The sequence below is a fragment of the Neoroseomonas alkaliterrae genome (assembly GCF_014199195.1).
GTDB classification, from domain to species: Bacteria; Pseudomonadota; Alphaproteobacteria; order Acetobacterales; family Acetobacteraceae; genus Neoroseomonas; species Neoroseomonas alkaliterrae.
The window spans coordinates 21,815-45,050 of sequence record NZ_JACIJE010000004.1 but is presented as its reverse complement, the minus strand read 5'-3'; the positions used below and the strand labels follow the sequence as shown (position 1 = coordinate 45,050).

The following is a 23,236-nucleotide window of genomic DNA, read 5'->3' as shown; positions in this document are numbered from 1 at the left end:
CGTTGCACGCGGGGGGGCTGGCAGGCGCGGCCGCGCGCGAACCACGCCCCGGAACACGGCGTCCGGACGTTGATGCGCCGGGCGGCCGCCCGGCCCGGCATCCACCCGTCCCGCGCGTGGCACCATCCATCGCGGAGGCGGCCCGTGGCCGGGCGCAGGGCGCGCGCCGGGGCGCCGCAGCGCGGGCTTCGGCGCGGGCCCGGGCGCAGCGAGCCTCGCGATCAGCCCGCAGGCCAGGCGAAGGCGCGCGACGGGGCCGCGAACAACTCGTCGTTCTCCGCGAGATGGACCGCGAGCGCGGCCTCGGCCGCGAGCGCGAGACGGTCGAGAGCGCGCTTCCAGAAGGCCAGGAGATCGGCATCCGGCGCCGCGCCGGCCAGCGCCGCGTCGAGCCAGTTCGCGTAGGCGCGCGGCAGAGCCGCGAGCAGGCGCGCGACCAGCGCCGCCCCATGCGGATCGGGCAGCGGCGAAAGGACGAGCCCGCCCGCGGGCGCAAGGCCGCCCTCAAGCCGCGATGCCCCGTCGGCCGGACCGAGGGAGAGGCGCATCTCGTCCTCGCTGCCGGCGCGCAGGCGGGCCAGCAGGGCAGGCTGCGGATCGGCCCCGAGCCGCGCGCCTTCGAGGCGCATCTCGAGCAGCCGTGCCGCCCCCTCCGTCCGGAATGCGAGCCTCGCCTGGCCGGGCTCGGCGGCAAGGCGCGCCGCAAGCAGCCGCCGGCCGGCGATCAGCGCGAGCCCGTGCTCGCCGGGCGGGGGGCCGTCCGCGGCCGCCTCGACGCTCAGGCAGGAGAGGCGGAAGCCGACGCGGCGCATTCCCCGCCCCGGCGCGGGCAGGTCCCGCATCCGGTCGCAGAGGAACCAGAACTCGGCCTGCGGCGCCGCGCGTCGCGCCCCCCCGTCCCAGCCGCAGCGAAGAAGCGCGACATCCCCCACGCGCCGGGCCGCGATGTCGAGCGGCCGCCCGTCCAGGAAGATGGCGACGGGCGGCAGCGCCTCGTGCGCATCGAGCACGATCTGCGCCTCGGCCCGGCCGGGGCCCGGAGGGATCGACAGGCGGAGGATGGACAGCCGACCGGGCCCGCTCCAGCGCCAGCCCTGCACCCCGTGCAGTTCGGGCGCGTGCCACCCGCTGCCCGCGACGGGAAAGAGCATGTCCTGCACCACGCGGCGGCGCCAGGCGGGAGCGGTGGTCATGGGCCGTCGAGGCTCCAGGCGTCGCGCTCGGCAAGGCGGACGATCTCGAGCCCGAAGCGCGTGCCGGCGCGCTCGATGATCTCGGCGAGGCCGATGCCCTCAGGCGCGTCCCCGCCAAGGGCGGCGAGCAGATCCGCCAGGGCGAGGGCGACCGGCCCGGCTCCGAGCGCGGCCAGCGCGTCCCGGCGGCCGGGCAGCCGCGCCGCGATCAGCGCGAGGCCGCGCCGCCAGGCGCCCATGCGCCACGCCTGGGCATGGGCCAGGTGGCGCACCCCCGGGCACCAGACCACCGAGGCCGGCAGCCCCTGGGTCAGCGCGTCGAGCAGGATCCAGTAGTCCCACCACGGCACGCCGAAGGCGAAGCCGGCAAGGTCGAGCCTCGCCGCCATCGCCCGCGGCATCAGCACGAGATCGTAGCCGTAGCGGTAGAAGGCCCCGTCCTGTTGCGCCGGATGCGCAAGCTCCATGCGGTTGAAGGCGAGCATCCCCTCGCGCGCCCGCGCGGCGATGGCGGCGCGGGCGGCCGGGTCGAGGTCGAGGCGGATATCGGCGTTGACGAGCCCCACCACCTCCGCCCCCGTGGCCACGGCCCCGGCCAGCGCTTCGGCGATCCAGGCGCCGGGGCGGCCATAGGCCTCGGCCACGCCGGGGCCTGCCGGTGCGGCGACGACGCCAGCGGGCAGGGCGGGCAGCAGCGGCAGTTCCGCCTCCGGGTTCAGCGACAGGACGCGCCATCCCCCGCCGGGCCAGGAGGCAAGGCAGGAGGCGGCCCAGACGGCCCGGCGCGCGCCCTCGGGCGAGGCGCCGAGGGCCAGGGAGGGCGGGATGGAGGTGGCGAGCGCGACCTCAGTCACGGTCATCCATGCGGCGGAATTTCGCCTGGTTCCAGGCGATGCCGAGGGCGCGGAAGGCATGGCCGGGGATGGTGCGCAGCCGCGTCTCCACCGGTGCGGCGATGTCGCGATAGGGCGTGCCGCTGCTCGCCTTCGCCAGTTCCCGCCCCAGCGCGACGGCGAGTGCGACGCCGCGCCCGTTGCAGCCCGTCCAGGACAGAACGCCAGGGGCGAGCTCGTAGAGATGCGGCATGCGGTCGGCCGTGCCGGCGACATAGCCCCACCACACATAGTCGAAGCGCACCTCGCCGATCTGGGGAAAGACGCGGCGCACACGCTCGGCGATGCGGGCGCGGATGCGGCTGTCCCAGCCGAAGGGCAGGATCAGCCCGCCGCCGGTGACGAGCCGGCCATTGGCGTCGAAGCGGTAGAAGTAGAGATCGCCCCGCGTGTCCGACAGCGCATGGCCCTCGGGCAGGATGGTCTTGCGGATGTTGTCCGACAGCACCGAGGTCGCCATCTGGTAGGAGCGCACGGGCACGATGGTGCGCTTGAGCCCCGGCCAGACATCGCCCGTGTAGGCGTGGGTCGCGACGATCACGCGATCGGCGGTGAGCACGCCGCGCGGCGTCACGACGCGCCAGCCATCCGCCCCCTTCTCGATGCCCGCGGCGGGGCTCGCGGTATGGATGACGGCGCCCGCGCGCATCGCCGCCGCGGCGAGGCCGCGGGCGAGGCCGAGCGGGTTGATCCGCCCCCCGGTCGCATTGCCCCAGCCGCCGAACCAGTGGTCGGTGCCGGTCAGCGCAGCCATCTCGGCGCGCGAATAGAGGCGCACCGGCGCGCCGCGGCGGCCCCACTGCTCGGCGCGCTTCTCGGACAGGCGCAGGCGGGATTCGCGATGCGCGGGCTGGATCCAGCCGTTCTGCACCGCCTCCGCCTCGATGCCGTGGCGGCGGATGAGGTCGAAGGTGAGCGCGGCGCTGTCGCGGATCAGGCCGACGAGTTCCTCGCCCTTGTCGCGCCCGCCATGCTCCGGCGCGACGGCGGCGACGATCTCGTCGGGATCGAGGCGAGAAAGGGTCGGGATGACCTGGCCGTTGTTGCGCCCCGAGGCGCCCCAGCCGATCTCGGCCTGTTCGAGCAGGGTGACGGGAACGCCCGCCTCGGCGAGGTGCAGCGCGGCCGAGAGGCCGGTGAAGCCGCCGCCGATGACCGCGACGCCGGTGCGCGCGCCGCCTGCGAAGGGCGTGGTGGCGGGCGCGGGCGGGGCGGTCGCGGCCCAGAGGCTCGGGGGCATCGGGGGCGGCGTGGTCATGCCGTCTTCCTTCCGGTGAAGAGCACCGCGGCGAGCATGCCGCCGACGGTGAGCGAGGCGCCCATTCCCTGCAGCAGGGAGATGGGTTCGTGCAGCAGCAGGGCGGCGAGGAGCAGCGCGGTCACGGGCACCATGATCGAGAGGGTGGCCGCGCGCGTCGGTCCGAGCAACTCCACCGCGCGGGCATAGAGGAACATCGCGAGCGCGCCGAGCACGAGGCCCTGCGTCGCGAGGTGCAGCAGCACGGCGCCGGGCGGCAGGGCCAGCACCTCCGCCGCGCGGTAGGGCATCCAGGCGGGCAGGATGGCGAGCGCGGAGAGGATGGTCACCGCCGCCGTGGCGGGGATCGCGGGCACCTGCCAGCGGCGCAGCAGCAGCGTGAAGACCGCCCAGGTGCCGCCGGCGAGCACGAGCAGGATGTCGCCGCGCCAGGCGCCGGGATGCGCGCCGGCCACGCCGTCCCAGCCGATCAGCAGCACGCCCGCGGCCATCACGCCGAGGGCGGCGGCGCGCCCGCGGCTCGGCCATTCGCGGATGAGCGGGATGGCGAGCAGCGCGCCGGCGATGGGCACCGTCATGGGCGCGATGGTCCCGCCATGGGCGGCCGGCGCATAGACGAGGGCGGTGAGGAACAGCAGCAGGTTCGGCGCGCCGCCGAAGACCGCGAGGGCGAGCAGGCGCGCAAGCCCGATGCGCGCCAGCGCCGCGCGCGCCCGCCAGGCGAGCGGGGCGAGGATCAGCGCGGCCGGCGCGTAGCGGAAGGCGGCGAGGTCGAGCGGATGGAAGCCCTGCCCGGCGAGCGCGGGCCGCGCCACCACCGCATGCCCGCCCCAGATGACGGAGGAGGCGACGCCGAGGGCGAGGCCGAGCAGGATCTTCGGATTCATCGCCCGCAGCCTGCACGCGGCGGCGCCCGGCGGATACGTCGCTGTGGCGCGGATCTGGCCTGCGCGCACGGCGCGGGGGGCATCCGCGCAAGGGAATCGGCGCGTGCCCGGTGCCTGACGCGGTGGGCCGGGGGTGCGGCGGCGACCAGCCCTGCGCTCATCGGCGCGATGCCCGGCGGCGCGGACCGGCGCGCGGGACACCCGGCGCCGTGGCCGAGCGCCGGGCGTCCGGCCGGAAGGCGGCGGCACCCCACGCCGGGCGCAAGCCAAGGCGCGCGAAGGCGCCACGGCGCGGCGTGCTGGCGGGCCACGGCGCCGGGTCGCGCCCGGCGGCCCGGGGGGCGGCGCGGCTTGCGCTCAGGCCGCGTAGACGCGGTTCAGGTCGCTGCAGAAACGCGCATAGGGCAGGCCGTAGGCGTGGATCGAGATGGCCGTCTCGGTGCCGAGATTGGCGAGGCGGTGGATCGCGTCCTCGCGCGGCGGGCCGGAGGTGATCTCCCCCGGGCGGCGCAGCACGGTGCCGCAGGGCGTCGGGGCGGCGCCATCCGGGCCGGGGGTGTAGAAGGTCTCGGTGAGGATGCCGCGATGCACGCCGACGGCGCACCAGACATGGTGGCCATGGACAGGCGACATCTGGCCCGGCCGCCAGACCAGCGCGGCGATGGCCCAGCCGCCGGCGGCGTCCTCGTGCAGCAGGTGGCGGACATAGGTCTCGGCGCGGCAGGGGCAGTCGCGGCCGAGCAGCAGCAGCGGGTCCGCGACATGCGGCGCCATGGCCGCGGCCACCGCGCCCGAGGGGTCGCCATCCGCGGCGGCGAGCGCGGCCTCGACCGAGGCGATCAGGGCTTCGAGGCGCGAGCGGGCGGCGATGACGTTCATGGCACCCCTGGTCTCCTCGGCCGAAGGGACGCGCCGGGGCGGCGGCGCGGAGGATGCGCCGCCATCCCGGCGGGCATGACGGTGCAAGAAGCGTTTACCCCGTTTGCCCCGAACTCTGCAATATCCTTCCCTCGTTCGGTGGATCCCTGCCACATCCTGCCAAGACAGCCGAGGGACGGACCCGGAGGATGCGTATCCGGATCGCCTGGGGGATGGGCCCTGCCGGGGGCCTTCGGCGCGCGGTGTCAGTCGAGGGCCTCGCGGCGGGCCGGAGCGGCACGGGGCCTTGTCAACGGCGGGCGCCCGGCGCGGTCTGGATCGCCGCCCGGGGGAAATGGCCGGGGACGGGTCCGACGCGGGGCCTGCGGCGCGGGCAGGAGGCCGGAGTCCCTTGTTCCTGGCCGGCACGGCCCGATGCGCGGAGCCTCGCAATGCCGGCGCGCGCACCGCCTGGCGGGGCGGAAAGGCGCCACCGACGGTGGCGGGGACCGCGCCCGACGCCGGGTCAAGCGGCCGAGGCGGCTCGCCTGCGCGGTCGCCGCGCCTTCGCGCTCCGGCGGGGTTCCCGCACCCCGGGCGAAGCGGCAGGGGCCGGAGGGCGGCTCCGGATCAGGCCGGATCACCGATCCGGGCCGTATGCGGGCGAAGCGCGGGGACGGAGGCGGTGCCGCGCGCCCGGGCGGACGGGGACGGCCCTATTCCACCGTCTTGACCAGCGCGACCTGGTAGCTGCTCGGCCATTCCGGCAGGCGCAGGCGCCGCCGGTAGATCGTCGTGAAGGCATCCACCGCGATTTTCGGCGTGTCCAGCACATCCTCGGCGCCCGGCGCCTGGCGCTGCCAGGCGTAGTCGTCGCAGATCATCAGCCCGCCGCGGCGGAGCAGGCGGAAGGCCAGCACCAGATCCTCCAGCACGTCCGGCGCCTGGTGCGAGCCGTCCACATAGGCGAGGTCGAACCGCCCGGCGAAGCCCTGCCCGAGCAGCCCGAGCAAGGCTGCCGCGGAGGGCTTGCAGTGGGTGATGACGCGATGGCGGCCGCAGCGCCTCAGCGTCGCGCGCACATTGGCGCGGAAGCGCTCCAGCACCTCGGTCATGGCGATGCCGGCATGCTCGGCCCCGCCCTGCCAGGTGTCCACGCAGTGGATCTCGCCATCCGCATCGGGCGGGAGCACGGTTTCGAGCATGAAGCAGGTCGCGCGCCCCTCGAAGGCGCCGATCTCGAGGATGCGGGCGGGGCGCGGCATGACGCGCGGCAGGAGATCCCTCCAGGCCGGGATGCAGCGGCTGAACCAGTCCCGCGTGAAGGTGGTTCCGTCGGCCGGGCCGGCCCCGGCGTGCAGGTCGCGCATGGTCGGCGGTTCCGCTCCGCTGTGCCGTCCTCGGCGGCAGAGTGGCGCGGGGCAAGCGCGGCGAGAAGCCGGGACGGGCCTCATGCCGCGGGGAGGTTCGGCATTCCCGTTCGCGAGGGAGGCCGCACACGAAGGCCGAGGCCGTTGCCCGGCGGATGTCGGCCGAGCCGCGTGACCACCGCGACTGGCGGGCGGCGGATGAGGGATAGGCCGTCGCCTGCCGGTCCTGGCCATCGGGGCTGCCGCGCCGCCATGCGGGGCGGTGCGCGGCGGGTCCAGGCGCGGCGGTGGGCAGCGGCGGTCAGGGCGGGGTTCATCCGCCTCCGCAGCGAGGTCGGGGCGCGCCAGCCGGGCAACCGCTTCTCCGCCCGGAACGCGGCCCCTGCACCACCTTGCCGGACGAACCCGCACCCCATCCCCACGCATGCGAAGCGCGCCGCGGCATGGGCCACGGCGCGCCGGCATGGGCGGGGCAGGGCCCGCGGAATGTCAGCGGCTGTAGAACTCGACGACGAGGTTCGGTTCCATCTGGACCGGGTAGGGCACGTCGGAGAGCTTCGGCGCGCGGAGGAACTTGCCGCGCATCGCGCGGTGGTCCACCTCGATGTATTCGGGCACGTCGCGCTCGCTGCTCTGGGCGGCATCCAGCACCGCGACGAGCTGCTTCGACTTCTCCTTGACCTCGATCTGGTCGCCGTCCTTCACGAGGTAGGAGGGGATGTTCACCCGCTTGCCGTTGACCGTCACATGCCCGTGGTTGACGAACTGGCGGGCGGCGAAGGGGGTGACCGCGAACTTCATGCGGTATACCACGGCGTCGAGGCGGCGCTCGAGCAGCTCGATCAGGTTCTCGGAGGTGTCACCCTTGCGGCGCACGGCCTCCTCGTAATACTTGCGGAACTGCTTCTCGCCGATGTTGCCGTAGTAGCCCTTGAGCTTCTGCTTGGCCATCAGCTGCACGCCGAAGTCGGTCGGCTTCTGCTTGCGGCGCTGGCCATGCTGGCCGGGGCCGTATTCGCGCTTGGCGACCGGAGACTTGGCGCGGCCCCAGAGGTTCACGCCGAGGCGGCGGTTGATCTTGTACTTGGATTCGGCGCGCTTCGTCATGCGCTGCTTCCCGCCGCCTTGCGCGGTCGGGCCTTCTTCGCTGTGCCCCGCAGGGCTGTTGTCCCGGTAGGCCCCTGCCCGGCATGGGCAGCGGCGGGCGCGGACCCCGAAGGCCCGTCCACGTTCCCGGAAGGAGTCGGCCGCATACGCGCGCGGGGCGGGCTTGTCAAACCCCGCATCGCGCGCCTAGTCGCGCGGCATGGTGACGCGATCCGAGATCCTGGTTCTGGGGCTGACGGCCGGCGTGGTCGGCAGCCTGGTGGGCGGGCTGATGCTCTATGCCGGGCTCGCCCTGGTCATGGCGGGGAACCACGCGCTGGGCTGGCTGATCGCCCTGCCCGCCGCCCCCGCCGGCGGCGGGCTCGGCCTGCTGCTGGCCCGGAAACTGGCGCGGAAGATGTGAGAAGGTGGCGGAGAGGGGTAGCCCTCTCCGGGCCTCTCCGCACCGAAGGCCGAAGGGCCTTTGGAAACCCAGGGATCAATCCGGGAATGCGGGACGGGGCGCCGCCGGCGCTCCGGCGATCATGGGCGTGCCCTGCCCCTCCCCGCACTCCCCGATCCGCTTCCGGTGTCCAGAGGCCCTTCGGCCTCTGGCGGGAGGGGGTCCGGGGGAGGGCGGCGCCCTCCCCCGCCCGCCCCTCGCCGTCCCGCCGGCCATGCCCCGGCCAGGTATCCCGCCACCGCCCGGTGGTAGTTCCCGAGCGCGGGGCGCGTGCCCCCGCCGCCGACCAGCCGGTTCATGGCGCGCCAGCGGCGCAGCACGGCGGCCGCGGCGGGGGCGTGGGGGCCGAGGCCGGCGCCGTCGCGGGCGATCAGGCGCAGCGCCTCGGCATATTCGGCGTCGAAGCGCGCGCCGGCGGTGTCCGTCATCTGCCCGGCGCGGAGCTGGTAGCGATAGGCAAGTCCGCTCGCGACCGGGACGCTGCCCCCGGCAGCGGCCAGCGCCGCGAGGTCGAACAGCACGTCGTCAATGAGGCGGAAGGGCCGGAAGGGCTGCGCGAGGTCCCGCCGCACCAGCAGGTGCAGCGAGGCGAAGGCGTCGGCCCATTGCGCGAAGCCGAAGCGGAGCGTGCCGGGCTCGGGGATGCGGCGCAGCGGCGCGCCGCCGGGGTCGCGGACGATGCTCGGCAGCAGCACCGCGCCGGCGGCGCGCGCCTCGGCGAGGGCGCGCGCGATGGCCCCGGGCGGGCCTTCCAGCGCGTCGTCGCCGTCGAGCATCAGCACATGCGCCCCCCGCGCGATGGCGAGCGCGCGGTTGCGCGCGGCGAAGGCGCCAGTGGCGACCGGGCCGGGGGCGGTGAAGCGCAGGCGCGGGTCGAGCGGCAGGCAGGGCGCGTAGTCGGTGCCGTCGTCCGAGGCGAGGATCACCTCCACCGCCGCGCCCTCGGCGCGGGCGAGGACGGAGCGCACCGCCTCCGGCACCAGGGCCTGCACCCGATGGGCGGCGATGAGGATGGAGAGGTCCGGCTGGCGCACGCCGGCGATGCTGCCAGCGGCCGGCGGGGCCGCGAAGGGCGGAAATCCTGTCCGCGTGGGCGCAGGCGATGATACGCTTGCGGAGCGACAGGGCCGGAGACCGGCATGATCCCGCGGAGCCCGCTTCCCCTGCTGCTGGCCCTGCTGCCGGCGGTGGCGTTCGGCCAGGCCAAGCCGCCGCCGCTCGGCGCGCCGGCCGGCCCGGCGGCGGTGGCGCCCGCGCCGCCGGCCGGGGCGATGCGCCGGCATGTGGACCAGGCGGGCTTCAGCATCGCGGTGCCCGATGGCTGGCGCGTCGCGGCGGGCGGGGCGGCGGAGGTGGCGGTGCTCGGCCCGCGCGAGGAGGCCGTGGCGCTGGTCAGGGCGCGGGTCGCGCGGGGGCCGCTCGCGGCGTGGCTGGCGCGGGACTGGCCGGGCACCGAGGCGCAGGTGGCCGAGGCGCGGGCGATCCGCGTGGAGGCGCAGGGGGCGGATGTGGCCCGCGGCGTCTTCCTCGTGCGCGACCGGGCGGGCGTGGTGCGGCGCGCGGTGGTGCTCGCGGTGCGGCGGGGGGAGGTCGCGACCCTCTTCGTCGCCGCCGCGCCCGAGGGCACGGGCGGGGCGGAGTGGCAGCGGCTCTTCGCGGTGCTCGACAGTTTCCGCCTCGGCGGCGCGGAGGGCGGGCAGCCGGGGCCGCGCGCGGCGGCCGCGCTGCCGCTCGCGCGCTGGACCGACCCGAACGAGGCGGCCTTCAGCCTCGACCTTCCGGCCGGATGGCGGGCCGAGGGCGGGCTGCTGCGCCACGGCACCTCGCCACGCACGGCGGTGCGGGCGGTCTCGCCGGACGGGCGCAGCGTGATCTTCATCGGCGATCCCGCCCTGCCGCGCTTCATCCTGCCGAGCCCGGTGCTGGACAATCTGGGCTACCGCGAGGGCATGTCCTATCCGGGCGGGACGGACGTGATCATGCGCTTCCGCCATGCGCTCGAGATCGGGCCGGAGCTGCTGCAGCGGCGGCTCGGCCCCCTGCAGGTGACCGGGCGGCGCGACCGGCCCGACATGGCCGCCTTCCGCGCGCAGCGCCAGCCGGTGATGGAGGGCTCGCGCGCGCATGTGACGATGGGCGAGGCCGATATCCGCCTTGCCGATGGCCGCATCGGGCTGCTGAACGTGAGCACCAGCGGCTATGTGGTGCCGGGGCTGGGCGGCGGCTGGGCGGTGGAGGATTTCTACGGCTTCGCCGGCCCCGCGCCGGAGGCGGCGGTGCTGGGCGTGACGCTCGCCCGCGTGATGGGCTCCTTCGCCGTCAATCCGCGCTGGTTCGCGATCGAGCGGCGGATGCAGGCGCAGGATGCGGCCCGCTGGATGGCCTATTTCCGCGACAGCAGCGCGCGCCAGCAGGCGATGCTCGAGGAACGCTGGGAATCGGGGCGGCAGCGGCACGAGGCGATGCAGGACATCCTGGGCGGGACCGTGCGCCTGACCGACCCGCGCACGGGCGAGCGGTTCCAGGCCCCGCAGGGCAGCCGCTTCTACTACCGCGAGGCTGATCCTCTCCGGCCCGGCATCGTGGGGACGGAGGTGGATGCGAACCCGCTGCCACAGCTCGACATGCGGCGGCTGCTGCAGGAAGGCCTCGACATTCCATATCGTTGAGGCACTCATCCACAGGAGAAAAGGTTTGACGGTGAAGCCGGAACCTTCCTAGAACATCGCTTCGGTTGCCGGTTTGTTCCGTCGGATCCGCGACGGCCGGCCGAGGAGGAAGGCGCGGATGCTCACCCGCAAGCAGCACGAGCTGCTGATGTTCATCGACAAGCACCTGCGCGAGACAGGCTTCTCCCCCTCCTTCGAGGAGATGAAGGCGGCGCTCAACCTGAAGTCGAAGTCGGGCATCCACCGGCTGATCACCGCGCTCGAGGAGCGCGGCTTCCTGCGCCGCCGCGCCCATCGCGCCCGGGCGCTGGAGGTGATCCGCCTGCCCGAGATGCTGGGGCCGCGGGCGCGCGCCGCGAAGCCGGCCGAGGCGCCGCTCGGGCCCAATGTCATCCGCGGGCCCTTCGGCGCGCAGCCCGCCGCGCGCCCCCAGCCCGGGGCGGCGGAGGGCGCGGCGGTGTCGCTGCCCCTCTATGGCCGCATCGCCGCCGGCCTGCCGATCGAGGCGCTGCGCGACAACGGCACGCAGGTCGAGGTCCCGGCGAGCCTGCTCGGCAATGGCGAGCACTACGCGCTCGAGGTCGCGGGCGATTCGATGGTGGATGCCGGCATCCTCGACGGGGACACGGTGATCATCCGCCGATCCGACACCGCCGAGAACGGCTCCATCGTGGTGGCGCTGGTGGATGAGAACGAGGTCACGCTGAAGCGGCTGCGGCGGCGGGGAAACTCGATCGCCCTCGAGCCGGCCAACCCAAGGCATGAGACACGTATCTTCGGCCCGGACCGGGTGCGCGTTCAGGGACAATTGGTGGGGCTGGTCAGGCGCTACTGACGCTAGCCCGGCCAGATGGTTTCGCGCGGGCCGGGCGTGAAACTTCGGTAACTCGCGCCTCATTTGGTGGCAGAAACAGTTTCGTTCCTGGGATGATGCCTGCTCCCCCCCGCCCGGAGCGCGCGCCATGGCCACCATCATTGGAACCGCCGGCAACGACACGATCTATCCGGGCAATGTCTCGGCCGGCGTGACCGGCGGGGAGCCCAGCGATGACGCCGATTCGATCCTGGGCGGGGGCGGCGCGGACAGCATCAACGGCAGCGGCGGCAACGACACTATCCGCGGAGAGGCGGGCAACGACGTCATCTATGGCTGGTTCGGCGACGACCTGATCTTCGGCGGCGACGGCAATGACATCATCGATGGCGGATTCGGCGACGACCTCATCGATGGCGGGGCCGGGTTCGACATCATCGAATACGGCGCCATCCTGGGCCCGATCGCGCCGACCTTCGTGGTCACGAGTGCTGGCACGTCGAACAACGTCGCAGTCAGCGGATCCGTGCATGGCAACGACACGGTCCTGGCGGTGGAGCAGGTCAACGGATCGGCGGGCGATGACACCTTCATCGTCGACTCGGTCAATACCGACAGCTTCCTCTTCTACATCCGGGGCGGCGGAGGCAACGACAGCATCGCGGGGCCGGCCACGCTCAATCGCGGCCTGTTCCTCGATTACCTCGCGCCCTTCATGTTGGGCGGCGTGTCGGTCAATCTCGGCACCGGCCTCGCGAGCGACGGCCTCGGCGGCATCGACAGCTTCTCCAACATCAACGCGGTGCGCGGCTCGGCCTTCGACGACACGCTGATCGGCGGCAACACCAACGACCGCTTCCGCGGGAGCGGCGGCAACGACTGGATCGACGGCGGCGCGGGCTCCGACCTCGCGGACTACACCCAGGCGGCCGCCGCCGTCTCGGTGGATCTCACGGTCGGCCGCGCGCAGGACGGGGATGGCGGCACCGACACGCTGATCAGCATCGAGGAGGTGCGCGGCAGCGCCTTCAACGACACCATCATCGGATCGGACGGGCCGGAGCGCATCCGCGGCAACGCCGGCAACGACGTGCTGCTGGGCGGCGGCGGCGTGGACACGCTCGACCTCTCCGCCGCGCCGGCCGCCGTGGGGGTGAGCCTGTTCTCCCTCAGCGCCTTCGACGGGCAGGGCGGGACGGACACTGTCACCGGCTTCGAATACGTGCTGGGCAGCAATTTCAGCGACAACCTGATCGGCGGCACGGGGGACGACACCCTCGCGGGCGGGGCGGGCAACGACGTGCTCAACGGCCGCGCCGGGAACGACTGGCTGATCGGCGGGGCGGATTTCGACACCGCGAGCTACGTCTTCGCCGCCTCGGGCATCACCGCGGTGGTGGAGTTCAACGGCACCACGGGCCACAACGCAACCGTCACCGGCGGGGACGGCACCGACACGCTGCGCGAGATCGAGGCGATCCAGGGCTCGAACTTCGGCGATGTGATCGAGATCCTCTCGGTGGACATCCCGGTGGCCTTCCACGCGCGCGGCGGGGCGGGCAACGACACCATCATCGGCATGGCCGACCGCAACTTCTCGGTCCAGGCCGACTACCTGCTCAGCGGCATGAGCAACGGGATCGTCGCCGACCTCGAGAGCGGGATCGTCTCCGAGGACGGCTTCGGCGGGCAGGATCTGCTGGTCAACATCGGCATGATCCGCGGCTCCTCCCTCGCGGACACCATCCTCGGCAGCGAGGGCGCCGACCGCATCCGCGGCCGCGGCGGGAACGACTTCCTCGACGGGCGCGGCGGCACGGACCAGCTCGACTACACGCAATCGGTCGCGGGGGTGAGCGTCAACCTCGCCACGCAGCGCGCGCAGGATGGCGAAGGCGGGACCGACACCGTCATCGGCTTCGAGGATGTGCGTGCGACGAACTTCGCCGACACCATCATCGGCACCGGCCTGAACGAGTTCTTCGCCCCCTTCGGCGGCAACGACTACGTGGATGGCGGCGCCGGCGGGTCGGACCGGCTGAGCTACCAATCGGGCCAGGGCAACGTGCCTGCGCCGACCCAGGGCGTGGTGGTGGACCTCGTGACCGGCATCGCCCAGGACGGGTGGGGCGGGACGGACACGCTCCTCGGCATCGAGCGGATCAACGGCACGCGATTCGCCGATTCGATCCGCGGCGGGGCGGAGAACAACCGCTTCAACGGCCGCGGCGGCAACGACACGCTCGATGGCGGCCTCGGCGGCGACTGGGCGGAATACAACAGCGCCGCCTCGGGCGTGACCGTGAACCTGACCACCGGCACGGCGAGCGACGGCGAGGGCGGGACCGACCTGCTCATCTCCTTCGAGCACGTGATCGGCAGCAGCCATGACGACCACCTCACCGGCGTCGCGCAGGCCGCGCGCTCGACGAGCGACCTGCGCGGCGGCGCGGGCAACGACACGCTGGTCGGCATCCTCGGCGAATATGTCCGTGCCGACTATGCGGACCAGACGCAGGCGCTCTCGATCAACCTCGGCGCGGGAACCGTCGAGGACGGAAGGGGCGGCACCGACACGCTGGTGAACATCCGCGGCGTGCTGCTTTTCGGCGACTTCGCCGACACCGTGATCGGCACCGCGCATGACGAATGGATCAGCCCCGGCGACGGCGCCGATTCCATCAATGCGGGGGGCGGCTTCGACATTCTCAGCTACGGCGCGTCGGACACCGGCGGCGTCTCGGTCAACCTCGCCACCAACCGCGCGCGCGACGTCGGCGGCGCGACCGACACCATCTTCGGCTTCGAGGGCGTGGTCACGAGCTTCGGCAACGACAGCATCTTCGGCAATGCCCAGGGCAACCTGATCGCGCCGAATGCCGGGGCGGACTTCGTCAATGGCGGGGAGGGCGAGGACACCATCTCCTACAGCCACGGCTTCACGCCCGGCGGCATCCAGTACACGATCAACGAGGCGGGCGACCGGCTGCCGGTGGCGGGGGTGACCATCGACCTCGGCACCGCGCGCGCGACCGATTTCGGCGGCGCGACCGACACCATCCTCTCGATCGAGCACGCAATCGGCAGCACGGCGGCCGACATCATCCGCGGCAATGCGCTCGGCAACCACCTCGCCGGCGCGGAGGGCAACGACACGCTCGAGGGGCGCGGCGGCAACGACACGCTCGACGGCCAGCAGGGCGAGGACCGCATGCTCGGCGGCCTGGGCGACGATCTCTACATCGTCAGCGACGCCGGCGACGTGGTGGTGGAGTTCGCGAACCAGGGCGCGGACACGGTGCTGTCCACGATCGACGCCTACACGCTGCCAATCAATGTCGAGCATCTGATGGCGCTCGGGGCGGGCGCGCGGAGCCTGACGGGCAATGGCCTCGACAACAGCATCATCGGCGGCGCTGGCGCGGATACGCTCTCGGGCGGGGCAGGCAACGACACGCTCGATGGCGGCGCCGATGCCGACCGGATGCTCGGTGGCCTCGGCGACGACCTCTTCATCGTCGGCGATGCGGGCGACGTGGTCGTGGAACTCGCCAACCAGGGCATCGACACCGTCGTGACGAGCCTTGCCGCCTATACGCTGACGATCAACGTCGAGAACCTGGTCGCGTCGGGCTCCGGCGCGCGGAACTTCGTGGGCAACGGGCTCGACAACCGCATCACCGGCGGGGAGGAGGCGGACACGCTGCTCGGCGGGGCGGGCAACGACACGCTCGATGGCGGCCTCGGCAACGACCTTCTCTATGGCGGCGCGGGGAACGACACCTTCCTCGTCACCCTCGGCGACAGCGTGTTCGAGGGCGCGGGCCTCGGCACCGACACCGTCGTGCTGGTCTCGGGGGCGGCCTACACGCTCGGGGCCAATGTCGAGAACCTCGTGCTCGCCGCCGCCGAGGCGATCGAAGGCAACGGCAACGGGCTCGACAACGTCATCACCGGCAATGGCGCGGCGAACATACTGCGCGGCTTCGCCGGCCGGGACGTGCTGGACGGGGCGGCGGGCAACGACGTGCTCGTCGGCGGCGCGGGCGCGGATACGCTGACGGGCGGGGCGGGCAACGACATCTTCCGCTACTTCTCGGCCTCGGACAGCACGCCCACCGAGGGCGACGTGATCCAGGACTTCGGCTTCGCGGCGGCGACCGGCCTGGACAGGATCGACCTCCGGCCGGTGGATGCGAACGGAATTGCGGCGGGCGACCAGGCCTTCCGCTGGATCGGGGATGCCGCCTTCGGCGGCCTCGGCGCGGCGAGCGCGGGGGAGCTGCGCTTCGAGATCCTCGCGGCCGACGTCTACGAGGTCCTCGGCGATACGAATGGCGACGGCGACGCGGACTTCGCCATCACCGTGGTCAGCGCCTTCACGCCGGAGGCCGCCTGGTTCTTCCTGTAGCCGGCGGCGCGGCTACTCGACGGGGGCCGGCGGCAGGTCCGAGCCGCCGCGCGGCAGCGGCACCGGCGGCACCCAGGGCCTCGAGCCGCGCCAGTCGCGGTCCGAGACCACCCGGACGCCCTCCGGGCCGATCCAGGCCGCGTGCGGCCCGTCCCGCCACAGCGCGAAGCGGTCCACCACGGCGCTGTCGCGGCACCGTCCGCGCACGGGCTCGGGGGAGAGGATCAGCGCGGCGCGGCCGCAATGCGGCGCGGCGGGACCGGCGCGCAGGATCACGATCTCCCGCCCCTGCGCGAGGAGGCGGCAGGCTTCGCGGTCGCACACGAGCGCGCCGTCGGCGAGGACGCCTTCCGCCGGCAGGATCGCGGCCTCGGCCCCGCCATGGGCGCGCTGCCACTGCTCGCGGACGAAGGCGGAGGCTCCGCGCTGGCGCTCGATCCAGAGCGACCCGCCCGCCGCCAGCCCGATCAGCCGCCCATCGCCGGAGACCATCACATCGGGCGGGCGGTCGAGGGCCGGGCTCGCCAGCGCGAGCAGGATCACCGGCACGCCGAGCCAGCGCCAGGCGCAGCGCCAGAGGCACAGCCAGGCCAGACCGAGGCCGTAGAGCGCCAGCCCCCAGCCCGGCAGCGGCGGCGCGCCCTGCGCCGCGCCGGGCCAGGCGGACACCGCCCGCGCCACGGCGAGGATGCCCTCCACCCCCCAGCCCATGACGGCCAGCGCCGGCGCGTCGAGGCCGAGGGGCATCAGCAGCATGGCGAGCATCCCCGCCGGCATGACGAGGAGCGAGGTCAGCGGCACGGCGACGGCGTTCGCCGCCACCCCGTACCATTGCAGCCGGCCGAAATGTGCGAGGCCGACCGGCGCGGTGGCGAGCGCGGCCAGCACCGAAGTGCCGAGCAGGCCGGCGCCGAACACGAGCGCGCGCCGCCACCATGCACCACCCCCGCGCAGCCGCGCGAGCGGGGCGCGCAGCGCCTCCCAGCCCGCGACGAGCGCGATCACCGCGGCGAAGGACATCTGGAAGGAGGGCCCGAGCAGGCTCGCCGGCGCGGCCAGCATCACCGCCGCGGCCGCGAGCGCGAGGCTGCGCATCGAGACCGCCCGCCGCCCGGCGAGCAGCGCCAGCGTGACCAGGGCCGCCATGGCGAAGGCCCGCTGCATCGGCACCTGCGCGCCGGCGAGCAGCATGTAGAAGCCGCCCGCGGCGAGCGCCGCCAGCCCGGCGGCCACCTTGCCGTCCACCCGCAGCGCGAGCCAGCGCCAGCAGGCGATGAGCAGGCGCACCACCCAGAAGGTCACGCCCATCACGATGGCGATGTGCAGGCCCGAGACGGCGAGCAGATGGGCGAGGCCCGAATCGCGCATCGCCGCGAGGTCGGCACCGGGGATGGCGCTGCGCCCGCCGGTCAGCAGCGCCGCCGAGACGGCGCCCACCGGCCCGGGCAGGGTGGCGGCAACGCGCGCCTCGACCGCCGCGCGCAGGCCGGCGAGCGGCGGCGCGGCGCCGGCGGCGGGGCTCACCTCGGCGGGCCCGAGCGCGAAGCCCGAGCCCCCCTGCCCCGAGAAGAAGGCCGCGCGCTGGAAATCCCAGCCGCCGGGATGGAATGGCGGCGAGGGCGCGCGCACCAGCGCCCGCACGGTCAGCCGGTCCCCGGGCGCCGGCCGGGCCGGGTCGTCGGCGCGCAGGCGGATGCGGATGCTGCGCTCCAGCGGCCCGGTATCCAGCGCGAGACGCCCATGGCCGAGGGTCACGCGCTGGCCCTCGGGCAGCAGTTCGACCGCCTGTACGATGCCGGAGAGCACCACCGCCGTGCGCGGCGGCGCGAGCGGCGGCGGGGCGCGCGCGGCATGCAGCACCGCCGCGCCGAAGCCGATGGCCGCGGCGGCGAGCAGCCCGAGCGCCCATCCGGCATGCGGCGCCCGGCCCGCGACCCGCCAGGCCAGAAGGGCCAGGACGGGGCCCGGCGCGGCCGCCCAGGCCGAGGGTTCCTCGCGCAGCATGAAATAGCCGAGGATGCCGCCGGCCATGGCGACCGCGAGCCAGGGGGCGAGGCGGCCGCGTTCGCGCGCGAAAAGCGCCTCGGCGCGCGCCGCCGCGTCCCGCAGGGCGGGGCGGAGGCGCGGGGCGGCGTATCGCGCGATGGTGCTGTTGGCCTCGATGATCAGCAACTCCCGCGTTCATCCTATGCGAGCGTCGAGGCCGGCGGAACCGCGCTGCGATGCCGGGAAGGCCCGGGGCGGCCCGGTGCCGCGGCGGCCCCGGCGAGCGGGGCCGGGGACGGCGGCGGGAGGCGGGCACGGCCGGAATCGCGACCGGCGCGGACCTGTCGGCGGCGGCGGCGGGGGGTATAACGGCGGCCCTCAGAGCAGAGTCCAGGCACGATGACCGTCCGCACCCGCTTCGCCCCCTCCCCCACCGGCTACCTGCATATCGGGGGGGCGCGCACCGCGCTGTTCAACTTCCTCTTCGCCCGCCGCCACAAGGGCGCCTATCTGCTGCGCATCGAGGACACCGACCGCGAGCGCTCGACCAAGGAAGCGGTGGACCAGATCCTGGAGAGCCTCGAGTGGCTCGGCCTGACGCCCGACGAGCCGCCGGTGTTCCAGGCCAGCCGCGAGGCGCGGCACGCCGAGATCGCCCACGCGCTGCTGGCCATGGGCAAGGCCTATCGCTGCTGGGCCACGCCCGAGGAACTGGCCCAGATGCGCGAGCAGGCCGCCGCCGAGGGCCGGCCGCCGCGCTACGACCGCCGCTGGCGCGACCGCGAGCCGGGCCCGGAGCAGGAGGGCAAGCCCTTCGCGATCCGCATCAAGGCGCCGCTCGAGGGCGAGACGGTGGTGCAGGACCTCGTGCAGGGCGAGGTGCGCGTGCGGAACAGCGAACTGGACGACATGATCATCCTGCGCTCGGACGGCACGCCGACCTACCTCCATGCGGTGGTGGTGGACGACCACGACATGGAGATCACGCACGTCATCCGCGGCGACGACCACCTGACCAACACCTTCCGCCAGTGCATGGTCTATGACGCCATGGGCTGGCGGCGGCCGCATTTCGCCCATATCCCGCTGATCCACGGCGCGGACGGCGCGAAACTCTCGAAGCGGCACGGCGCCGTCTCGGTGCTCGATTTCCGCGACCAGGGCTACCTGCCCGAGGCGGTGTGCAACTACCTGCTGCGTCTCGGCTGGGGCCATGGCGACGAGGAGGTGGTGCCGCGCGAGCGGGCGATCGAGCTGTTCGACCTCAAGGATGTCGGGCGCGCGCCCTCGCGCATGGACTACGCGAAGCTGACGCACCTGAACGGCATCTATCTCCGCCAGGCCGACGACGCGCGGCTGACGCGCGCGGTGCTGGAGACGCTCGCCCGCCGCGGCGTGCTGTTCGGCACGGATGGCGCGAAGCGCGTTGCGATGCTGATGCCCGACCTCAAGGAACGCGCGCGCACCATCGAGGAGCTCGCGGGCTCGGCCGCCTTCGCCGCGCATGAGGGCCCGCCCGTGATGGACGCCAAGGCGCTCGCGCTGCTGACGCCGGAGGCCAAGGCGCGGCTCGCCGACCTCGCGGAGTTCCTCGCCGATGCGCCGTGGGAGAAGGCGGACCTCGAACACTGGCTGCGCGACTATGCCGAGGTGAAGCAGGTCAAGCTCAAGGACGTGGCGCAGCCGCTGCGCGTGGCGCTGTCGGGCAGCACGACGAGCCCGCCGATCAACGCCGTGCTCTGGGCGCTGGGGCGCGACGAGAGCCTGCTGCGGATCAACGCGGCGGCGGCGTGACGGGGACGACGCCGCGCCGGTCCTGCGCCTGGGCGGGTTTAGCCTCAGCGTCTCCGGCGTGGCGGAGGCCGCCGCCCGCGAGGACTGGATCCATGCGCTGGCGCGGGTGGAGGCGCCGAGCGCGGTGGTCGAGGCGCGCGGGCATTTCCTGAGGCTCACCGACCTCACGCGCCTGCATGACGCGCTCGTGCGGATGCATCGCGACCTGCGCGGCAGCGCCACGCTCGATGGCATGGAGGCGATGCTGCGCATCACCCTGACCTGCGGCAGCCGAGGCGACATCGCCCTGACGGTGGACATCTCGTCCGATCCGGCGACGCAGGCGCATCGCTTCGATTTCGCGGTGGGCCAGACCGCGCTGGCGCCCGCGCCGGCCGCGCAATGCAGGCGGGTTCAGCGGCCCGACAGGCGCCAGGCCAGGGGCGCGATCCGCTGCAGCCGCGCGAAGCGGTCCCAGGCCGCCAGCGCGCCGGCGAGCAGCCCCTCCCAGGCCGCGAAGGCGGCGGGATCGGCGATGCCGCGCAGCGGGGTGACGGCCTCGCGGGTGATGATCGTGCTGCCATCGGGCTGCGCCTCGACGCGCGCGGCATCGCCCTCGCCCCGGGCCAGCGCGACGAGGAAGGCCGCGAAGTCCTGCACGCCGAGCGCGGCCGCCGTGGCATGGACGTGCTGCATGGCCGTCAACCGCGCGGCATGCCCGAGCAGCGCGCCGCCCTGCTCGGGCCCGAACAGCGCCAGCGCGGCCTCGATCGCGCTGCGGCAGTATTCCATCGCGTAGCCGCGCTTCGCCTTGGCGAGGCGCTCCGCCGGCCAGCCGGCGGAAGGCAGGCGGGGCGCGGCGGCCGGATCGAAGCGCGGCATGATTTCCTGCTTCGCGAAGCGCAGGCGCTCCTCTTCCGCGAGGTCGCGCTCATGCTCGATGTAGTAGCCCTCGAGGCCCGGGTCGCCGTCCACCGTCTGCCCGGTGCAGACGAAGCCGAGGCCGAGGCGGCCGAGCATCACGCCGTTGTTCGCGTGCCAGCCGCGCAGCATCGCGGCGTTCACCTCGGAGGGGATGCCGCAGATGGCCGGGCCCGGCCAGACCCAGCGCGGCGGCGGGTAGCGGATCCAGGCCTTGCGGGGGGATTCCTCGACATACTCGACGCCGACGCCGCCGATGAAGTTCGAGAGATAGTGGTAGCGCGCCGCCGCCACCGCCGGCGGAAGGCCCGAGAGGCCGAGCTTCGCGAGGCCCGGCAGGAAGGTCGCCTGCTGCTGGCGGCGGAAGATGCGGAAGACGAGGTCCGCGGCATCGGCCGGCCCGCGGCGGGACACCGCCATCAGCACGATGCCGGTGAACCAGGCGTGATACCACTCGCCCGCCGCTTCCCAGGCCGCGCGGTCGGTGACGGCAGGGCTTGCATTCATGGCCATCCTCGCGGCGCGGCTTCTTCCCGCCGGCGCCTGCGCGCAGTATCGGCGCGATGCGCGCCGCACGGAAGGCAAGGCCGATGAGGATCACCCGCGTCACCACCCATCACCACCGCACCGGCTTCGGCTATGGCGCGAGCGCCGCCGGCGTCGGCGGCAACCTGCATCTGCGCGCAATGGACACGCTGCTGGTGCGCGTCGAGACGGATGCGGGGATCCATGGCTGGGGCGAGGGTTTCGGCTTCACCCTGGCGGAGACGACGAAGGACGCGGTCGAGCGGCTGATCGCGCCCGCCTGCATCGGCGAGGATGCGCGCGACATCACGGGGCTGATGCGCCGCCTCTTCCGCCGCCTGCACAATTTCGGGCGGAACGGGCCGGTCACCTTCGGCCTCTCGGCCATCGACATCGCGCTGTGGGACATCCGCGCGAAGGCCGAGGGGCGGCCGCTGCACGCGCTGCTCGGCGGCGCGCAGCGCGCCTCGGTGCCCGCCTATGCGAGCCTGCTGCGCTACGGCGAGCCGGAGGATGTGGCACGCAACGTCATGCGCGCGCTCGGGCGCGGCTATCGCCACATCAAGCTGCACGAGGTGGATCTGCGCTGCATCGCCGCGGCGCACCGCGCCGCGCCGGAGGTGCCGCTGATGCTCGACATCAACTGCGCATGGGACAGCGAGGAGGAGGCGATCGAGTTCTGCGAGGCGGTCGCGCCGATGAACGCCGCCTGGGTCGAGGAACCGGTCTGGCCGCCGGAGGACATCCCCGCCATCGCGCGCATCCGCGCCGCATCGCCGGTGCCGGTCGCGGCCGGGGAATGCAACGGCACGGTCGAGGAATTCTGCCGCATGTTCGAGTTGCGCGCGGTGGACGTGGCGCAGCCCTCGGTCACCAAGATCGGCGGGATCTCGGCGATGCTGGAGGTCGCGGAACTCGCGCGCGAGATGGGCGTGCGGCTGGTGCCGCACTGCCCCTATTTCGGCCCGGGGCTGCTCGCGACGTTGCACTTCCTGGCGGCGAGCGAGGAGGAGGAGCCGATCGAGATCTACTTCGCAGATCTCGATCGCGCGCCCTATGGCGAGCGCCTGGTGCCGCGGGATGGCGTCATCGCGCTGCCCGATGGGCCGGGGCTCGGCTGGGAGCCGGAGCTCGACTGAGACTCAGCCGTCGAGGCGGACATTCGCGGCGCGCGCGACCTCGCGCCACTTCGCGATCTCCTCGCGGATGAAGGCGGCGTATTGCTCGGGCGTGGTGGGATCCGCGATCGCGCCCATCTCCTCGATGCGGCGGACGATGGCGGGCTCGCGCAGGATGGCGCCGACATCGGCGCTGATGCGCGTGATGATGGGCGCGGGCGTCGCGGCCGGGGCGACGAGGCCCGACCAGCCCACCGCCTCGTATCCCGGCACCAGCGTCTCGGCGATGGTCGGCACGTCGGGCAGGGCGGAGATGCGCGCGCGCGTCGTCACCGCCAGCGCGCGGGCCCGGCCGGAGCGGATATGCGGCAGCGCCGAGGCCACCGAATCCATCATCAGCGGCACATTGCCCGCGATCAGGTCGGTGATGCCGGGCCCCGAGCCGCGGTAGTGCACGATGTTGAGCCTCAGCCCCGTGCGCAGCATCAGCAGCTCGGTCGCCATGTGCTGCGAGGTGGCGGGCCCGGCCGAGGCGCAGTCCAGCGCGCCGGGCCGGGCGCGCGCGGCCTCGGCGAAGGCGGCGGCGGTCTGGAATGGCTGGGCGGGATGGGCGACCAGCACCAGCGGCGCGATGAAGATGTTGGAGATCGGCGCGAAGTCCCGCTCCGCGTCGTAGGGGATGCGGGGCAGCACGGAGGGGTTCACGCCAAGCGTGCCGGAGGTGCCGGTGATGAGCGTGTAGCCGTCGGGCGCGGCGCGCGCCCCGGCCTCGAGCGCCGGGGCCCCGGCGCCGCCGGCGCGGTTCTCCACCACCACGCGGTGCGGCCAGCGCTTGGAGAGTTCGTCGGCCACGAGGCGCGTGAAGATGTCCGCCGCCTGGCCCGGCGGGAAGGGCACGATGACGCGCACCGGGCGGCTCGGCCAGTCGGACTGGGCGCGGGCGAGGCCGGGCAGCAGGGGCAGGGCTGCGGCGCCCAGCAGGGCGCGGCGGTGCAGGGTCTTTGTCATGGC

Annotated in this window: 17 protein-coding genes and 1 pseudogene; 7 read left to right on the top strand and 11 right to left on the bottom strand. The window is 73.9% G+C overall.

Features of this window, described 5'->3' with window-relative positions:
• Positions 1-221: 221 nt before the first annotated feature.
• The 7 genes from FHS88_RS08420 to rpsD form a co-directional block, all read right to left on the bottom strand.
• Positions 222-1,193: a hypothetical protein gene (locus FHS88_RS08420; RefSeq protein ID WP_184483532.1), complete on the bottom strand. Its 972-nt coding sequence runs from the start codon at positions 1,191-1,193 to the stop codon at positions 222-224.
• Positions 1,190-2,053 (bottom strand): hypothetical protein, encoded by an 864-nt coding sequence (locus FHS88_RS08415; RefSeq protein ID WP_184483530.1) that lies wholly within the window; start codon positions 2,051-2,053, stop codon positions 1,190-1,192. The genes FHS88_RS08420 and FHS88_RS08415 overlap by 4 nt, the downstream gene beginning before the upstream one ends.
• On the bottom strand, positions 2,040-3,344 hold the full coding sequence (locus FHS88_RS08410) for an NAD(P)/FAD-dependent oxidoreductase (RefSeq protein WP_184483528.1): 1,305 nt from the start codon (positions 3,342-3,344) through the stop codon (positions 2,040-2,042). Before FHS88_RS08410 ends, FHS88_RS08415 begins: the two co-directional genes overlap by 14 nt.
• Positions 3,341-4,231: a DMT family transporter gene (locus FHS88_RS08405; RefSeq protein ID WP_184483526.1), complete on the bottom strand. Its 891-nt coding sequence runs from the start codon at positions 4,229-4,231 to the stop codon at positions 3,341-3,343. Before FHS88_RS08405 ends, FHS88_RS08410 begins: the two co-directional genes overlap by 4 nt.
• A gap of 357 nt (positions 4,232-4,588) precedes the next feature.
• The gene (locus tag FHS88_RS08400; protein WP_184483524.1) at positions 4,589-5,110 is read right to left on the bottom strand and encodes a cysteine dioxygenase family protein; all 522 of its coding nucleotides are present in this window, start codon (positions 5,108-5,110) and stop codon (positions 4,589-4,591) included.
• Between the two features lie 695 nt (positions 5,111-5,805).
• Positions 5,806-6,459 carry a class I SAM-dependent methyltransferase gene (locus tag FHS88_RS08395; protein WP_184483522.1) on the bottom strand — a complete coding sequence of 218 codons (654 nt, stop codon included), beginning with the start codon at positions 6,457-6,459 and terminating at the stop codon, positions 5,806-5,808.
• A 489-nt stretch (positions 6,460-6,948) separates the two neighbouring features.
• Positions 6,949-7,566: a 30S ribosomal protein S4 gene (gene rpsD, locus FHS88_RS08390; protein WP_184483520.1), complete on the bottom strand. Its 618-nt coding sequence runs from the start codon at positions 7,564-7,566 to the stop codon at positions 6,949-6,951.
• A gap of 199 nt (positions 7,567-7,765) precedes the next feature.
• On the opposite strand from rpsD, the gene FHS88_RS08385 reads away from it, so the two are divergent.
• On the top strand, positions 7,766-7,969 hold the full coding sequence (locus FHS88_RS08385) for a hypothetical protein (RefSeq protein ID WP_184483518.1): 204 nt from the start codon (positions 7,766-7,768) through the stop codon (positions 7,967-7,969).
• Positions 7,970-8,088: 119 nt separating this feature from the next.
• On the opposite strand, the gene FHS88_RS08380 is transcribed toward FHS88_RS08385, so the two are convergent.
• A complete protein-coding gene (locus FHS88_RS08380) occupies positions 8,089-9,042 on the bottom strand; it encodes a glycosyltransferase (RefSeq protein WP_184483516.1) in 954 nt (317 codons plus the stop codon).
• A 105-nt stretch (positions 9,043-9,147) separates the two neighbouring features.
• Between FHS88_RS08380 and FHS88_RS08375 the strand changes: the two genes are divergently transcribed.
• The 3 genes from FHS88_RS08375 to FHS88_RS08365 all read left to right on the top strand — a co-directional run bounded on the left by FHS88_RS08375 (position 9,148) and on the right by FHS88_RS08365 (position 15,902).
• Positions 9,148-10,677, top strand: a complete 1,530-nt coding sequence (locus tag FHS88_RS08375; RefSeq protein ID WP_184483514.1) for a hypothetical protein — start codon at positions 9,148-9,150, stop codon at positions 10,675-10,677.
• A gap of 118 nt (positions 10,678-10,795) precedes the next feature.
• Complete coding sequence (lexA, locus tag FHS88_RS08370; protein WP_184483512.1) at positions 10,796-11,512, top strand: transcriptional repressor LexA; 717 nt, start codon at positions 10,796-10,798, stop codon at positions 11,510-11,512.
• Positions 11,513-11,639: 127 nt separating this feature from the next.
• Positions 11,640-15,902: a beta strand repeat-containing protein gene (locus FHS88_RS08365; RefSeq protein WP_184483510.1), complete on the top strand. Its 4,263-nt coding sequence runs from the start codon at positions 11,640-11,642 to the stop codon at positions 15,900-15,902.
• A gap of 12 nt (positions 15,903-15,914) precedes the next feature.
• On the opposite strand, the gene FHS88_RS08360 is transcribed toward FHS88_RS08365, so the two are convergent.
• On the bottom strand, positions 15,915-18,074 hold the full coding sequence (locus tag FHS88_RS08360) for a ComEC/Rec2 family competence protein (protein WP_246419730.1): 2,160 nt from the start codon (positions 18,072-18,074) through the stop codon (positions 15,915-15,917).
• A gap of 213 nt (positions 18,075-18,287) precedes the next feature.
• Between FHS88_RS08360 and gltX the strand changes: the two genes are divergently transcribed.
• Both gltX and FHS88_RS21295 read left to right on the top strand, forming a co-directional pair.
• Positions 18,288-19,682, top strand: coding sequence for a glutamate--tRNA ligase (gltX, locus tag FHS88_RS08355; RefSeq protein WP_184483508.1), 1,395 nt, complete (start codon positions 18,288-18,290; stop codon positions 19,680-19,682).
• 58 nt (positions 19,683-19,740) lie between these two features.
• Positions 19,741-19,992, top strand: a pseudogene (locus FHS88_RS21295) (WapI family immunity protein); the annotation flags it as partial.
• Positions 19,993-20,075: 83 nt separating this feature from the next.
• On the opposite strand, the gene FHS88_RS08345 reads toward FHS88_RS21295, so the two are convergent.
• Positions 20,076-21,089: a hypothetical protein gene (locus FHS88_RS08345; RefSeq protein ID WP_184483504.1), complete on the bottom strand. Its 1,014-nt coding sequence runs from the start codon at positions 21,087-21,089 to the stop codon at positions 20,076-20,078.
• Positions 21,090-21,172: 83 nt separating this feature from the next.
• Here FHS88_RS08345 and FHS88_RS08340 point away from each other — a divergent pair, with 83 nt between their 5' ends.
• Positions 21,173-22,246: a mandelate racemase/muconate lactonizing enzyme family protein gene (locus tag FHS88_RS08340; protein ID WP_184483502.1), complete on the top strand. Its 1,074-nt coding sequence runs from the start codon at positions 21,173-21,175 to the stop codon at positions 22,244-22,246.
• A 3-nt stretch (positions 22,247-22,249) separates the two neighbouring features.
• On the opposite strand, the gene FHS88_RS08335 is transcribed toward FHS88_RS08340, so the two are convergent.
• Positions 22,250-23,233 carry a Bug family tripartite tricarboxylate transporter substrate binding protein gene (locus tag FHS88_RS08335; protein WP_184483500.1) on the bottom strand — a complete coding sequence of 328 codons (984 nt, stop codon included), beginning with the start codon at positions 23,231-23,233 and terminating at the stop codon, positions 22,250-22,252.
• Between the last annotated feature and the right edge of the window lie 3 nt (positions 23,234-23,236).

Bases quoted from the DNA above. Each gene is read 5' to 3' on its own strand.
- FHS88_RS08420 (WP_184483532.1), bottom strand. From the start codon at position 1,193: ATGACCACCGCTCCCGCCTGGCGCCGCCGCGTGGTGCAGGACATGCTC.
- FHS88_RS08415 (WP_184483530.1), bottom strand. From the start codon at position 2,053: ATGACCGTGACTGAGGTCGCGCTCGCCACCTCCATCCCGCCCTCCCTG.
- FHS88_RS08410 (WP_184483528.1), bottom strand. From the start codon at position 3,344: ATGACCACGCCGCCCCCGATGCCCCCGAGCCTCTGGGCCGCGACCGCC.
- FHS88_RS08405 (WP_184483526.1), bottom strand. From the start codon at position 4,231: ATGAATCCGAAGATCCTGCTCGGCCTCGCCCTCGGCGTCGCCTCCTCC.
- FHS88_RS08400 (WP_184483524.1), bottom strand. From the start codon at position 5,110: ATGAACGTCATCGCCGCCCGCTCGCGCCTCGAAGCCCTGATCGCCTCG.
- FHS88_RS08395 (WP_184483522.1), bottom strand. From the start codon at position 6,459: ATGCGCGACCTGCACGCCGGGGCCGGCCCGGCCGACGGAACCACCTTC.
- rpsD (WP_184483520.1), bottom strand. From the start codon at position 7,566: ATGACGAAGCGCGCCGAATCCAAGTACAAGATCAACCGCCGCCTCGGC.
- FHS88_RS08385 (WP_184483518.1), top strand. From the start codon at position 7,766: ATGGTGACGCGATCCGAGATCCTGGTTCTGGGGCTGACGGCCGGCGTG.
- FHS88_RS08375 (WP_184483514.1), top strand. From the start codon at position 9,148: ATGATCCCGCGGAGCCCGCTTCCCCTGCTGCTGGCCCTGCTGCCGGCG.
- lexA (WP_184483512.1), top strand. From the start codon at position 10,796: ATGCTCACCCGCAAGCAGCACGAGCTGCTGATGTTCATCGACAAGCAC.
- FHS88_RS08365 (WP_184483510.1), top strand. From the start codon at position 11,640: ATGGCCACCATCATTGGAACCGCCGGCAACGACACGATCTATCCGGGC.
- gltX (WP_184483508.1), top strand. From the start codon at position 18,288: ATGACCGTCCGCACCCGCTTCGCCCCCTCCCCCACCGGCTACCTGCAT.
- FHS88_RS08345 (WP_184483504.1), bottom strand. From the start codon at position 21,089: ATGAATGCAAGCCCTGCCGTCACCGACCGCGCGGCCTGGGAAGCGGCG.
- FHS88_RS08340 (WP_184483502.1), top strand. From the start codon at position 21,173: ATGAGGATCACCCGCGTCACCACCCATCACCACCGCACCGGCTTCGGC.
- FHS88_RS08335 (WP_184483500.1), bottom strand. From the start codon at position 23,233: ATGACAAAGACCCTGCACCGCCGCGCCCTGCTGGGCGCCGCAGCCCTG.